The 2,544-nt window shown below is 71.5% G+C and carries 2 protein-coding genes; one reads left to right on the top strand and one right to left on the bottom strand.

Going from position 1 to position 2,544, the window contains the following annotated elements:
• A partial coding sequence (locus tag G6031_RS18315; protein WP_182654055.1) for a DEAD/DEAH box helicase occupies window positions 1–1,159 on the bottom strand: 1,159 nt, incomplete at its 3' end.
• A 231-nt stretch (window positions 1,160–1,390) separates the two neighbouring features.
• On the opposite strand from G6031_RS18315, the gene G6031_RS18310 reads away from it, so the two are divergent.
• Window positions 1,391–2,544 (top strand): HAMP domain-containing protein (locus G6031_RS18310; RefSeq protein ID WP_182654054.1); only part of this gene is annotated, 1,154 nt, incomplete at its 3' end.

Raw genomic sequence — 2,544 nt, 5'->3', positions numbered from 1 at the left:
CGGCCAGCGCGGTGGCGGCGTTGGCGCCCACCGGGAGCACGATCTCGCCCGCCGTCACGCCGGCCGACCGCAGCAGCGATCGCACCTCACGGACCTGGTCGGAGGTGGCCACGGTGACCACGGTGCCGACGGCACCCGCGCGTGCGGTCCGGCCCGAGCGGTGCACGTACGCCTTGTGCTCGGCGGGCGGATCGGCGTGGACGACCAGCCCCACGTCGTCGACGTGGATGCCGCGCGCGGCGATGTCGGTGGCCACGAGCACGCTCGCCTGGCCGGAGGAGAACGCGTCGAGGTTGCGCACGCGTGCGTTCTGCGACAGGTTGCCGTGCAGGTCCACGCTGGTCACGCCGCGCCCGGAGAGCTGCTTGGCCAGGCGCTTGGCGCCGTGCTTGGTGCGGGTGAACATGACGGTCCGCTCGTTCACGCCGGCGAGGTCCGCCAGTGCGCGGACGCGGTCGTCCGGGTCCACGTGGAAGACGTGGTGCGCGGTCGCGCCGGGGGTGGCGGAGCCGTCGTCGACCTCGTGCACGACCGGGTTGTCGAGGAACTTGCGGACCAGCTTGTCCACACCCTGGTCCAGCGTCGCGGAGAACAGCAGGCGCTGGGCACCCTGAGGCGTGGCCGCCAGGATCCGGGTGACTCCCGGGAGGAAGCCGAGGTCGGCCATGTGGTCCGCCTCGTCGAGGACGCTGACCTCGATCGAGTCCATGCGGCAGTGCTTCTGGCCCATGAGGTCCTCGAGCCGGCCCGGGCAGGCCACCACGATGTCGACGCCCTGGTCGAGCGCGCTGACCTGGCGACCCTGTGAGACGCCGCCGAAGATCACGGTGGTCTTGAGGCCCATCGCCTTGGCCAGCGGCGCGAGGGTCTCGTCGATCTGACGGGCGAGCTCGCGGGTGGGGGCCAGGATGAGCCCGCGGGGGGAGTTGCGCTTACGTCGGCCGCCGGCGGGCGCGGAGGCGGCCAGGCGGGTGACCAGCGGGAGGCAGAACGCGTAGGTCTTGCCGGAGCCGGTGCGGCCGCGGCCCAGGACGTCGCGTCCGGACATCGCGTCGGGCAGCGTCGCCGACTGGATGGGGGTGGGGGTGACGATGTCGACGCCCGTGAGGACGTCGAGCAGGGATGAAGGAACGCCGAGATCGGCGAAGGAACGTGACAAGGGAGGAATCTCCGTACATAGATGGGGCGTCTTGCCCGGCGCGCTCCTGGGGTGCCACGTCGCTCGGAGGCGACGCGCCCGGTGCGCGACCACGGGAGGTCGACATCCGATTCGGCCCGAGGCAAGAGTGGTGCGGGCCGACTCGCCCACCCTACGCCCCGGCGGGCCCTCGGCCACTGTTCCCGGCCCGAGTGTGACGAGGTCGTCACTTCCTGGCGCGCAGATGGCACGATGTTGACCGTGCGACTCGACCTGTCCCTGCTGCGGCGCCCGGAACTGGGCTCGGTGCTGCTCGGGCGGGAGACCGAGTCGCCGCGCCTGAGAACCCTGCGCGTCCGGGTCCTGCTCGTACTGACGCTGCTGGGCTCCAACCTCGTCGGCGTGGCCGTCGCCGCTGTACTGATCCTCTTCGTCCTCCCGGGTCCCACCCTCCCCTCCCGTGAGTTCATGGTCCCCACCGCGATCGTCGTCCCGGTGTATGTGGCGCTGGCGACGATCGTGGGGACGATCTGGGTGCGTGGTGCCGTCCACCGGCGTGTCGGGTGGTTCCTCGACGGCCGCGAACCCACGGATCGCGAGCGGGTGTGGACTCTCCGTCTGCCCGGCCGGATGACCCTGATCCAGGCCTTTCTGTGGCTCCTCGGCGCGGCCGTGGTCACGCCCGCCTTCGGGGTGATCGACCCCGAGGCGATCCCGTCGGTCGGGTTCACGATCGTCTTCTCCGGGATGGTCGTCTGCGGTGTGGCGTTCCTCTTCGCGGACTTCGGACTCCGCCCGGTCGCCGCGGTCGCCCTGGCCGGAGGGCCGGTCCCCCGCGGCCGGTTCCTGGGTGCGATGACGCGGCTCCGCGTGTCCTGGGCGGTCGGCAGCGGGGTTCCGATCGCGGGACTGATCATCGTGGCGATCTACACGTTGGCGGGCCGGGCCCTGTCGCTGGAACGCCTCGCCGTCATCGTGATCGTGCTCGGCGCCACCTCGCTCCTCGCCGGATTCCTCCTCATCTCCCTGGCCACCGGGTCGGTGCTCGGACCGCTACGCAGTCTCCGCTGGGCCATGGAGGACGTCACGGACGGCGCGCTCTCCCGGCGCGTCGTGGTCTACGACGGCACCGAACTCGGCGAACTCCAGCGCGGGTTCAACCGTATGGCGGCCGGGCTCCAGGAGCGCGAACGGCTCCGGGACCTGTTCGGCCGCCACGTGGGTCGCGACGTCGCGGAGGCGGCCGAGGAGCGGGACCCCGAACTGGGCGGCAGCGCCTCACATGTCGGCGTCGTCTTCGTCGACATCATCGGGTCCACGGAGATGGCGGTGCGGTCCGAGGCGTCGGAGGTCGTCGACGTTCTCAACCGGTTCTTCCGGGTGGTCGTGGAGACGGTCGAGGAGTA

It is taken from the genome of Dietzia sp. CQ4, assembly GCF_014145125.1.
GTDB lineage: Bacteria > Actinomycetota > Actinomycetes > Mycobacteriales > Mycobacteriaceae > Dietzia > Dietzia natronolimnaea.
This window is presented reverse-complemented; position numbering and strand designations above follow the sequence as displayed.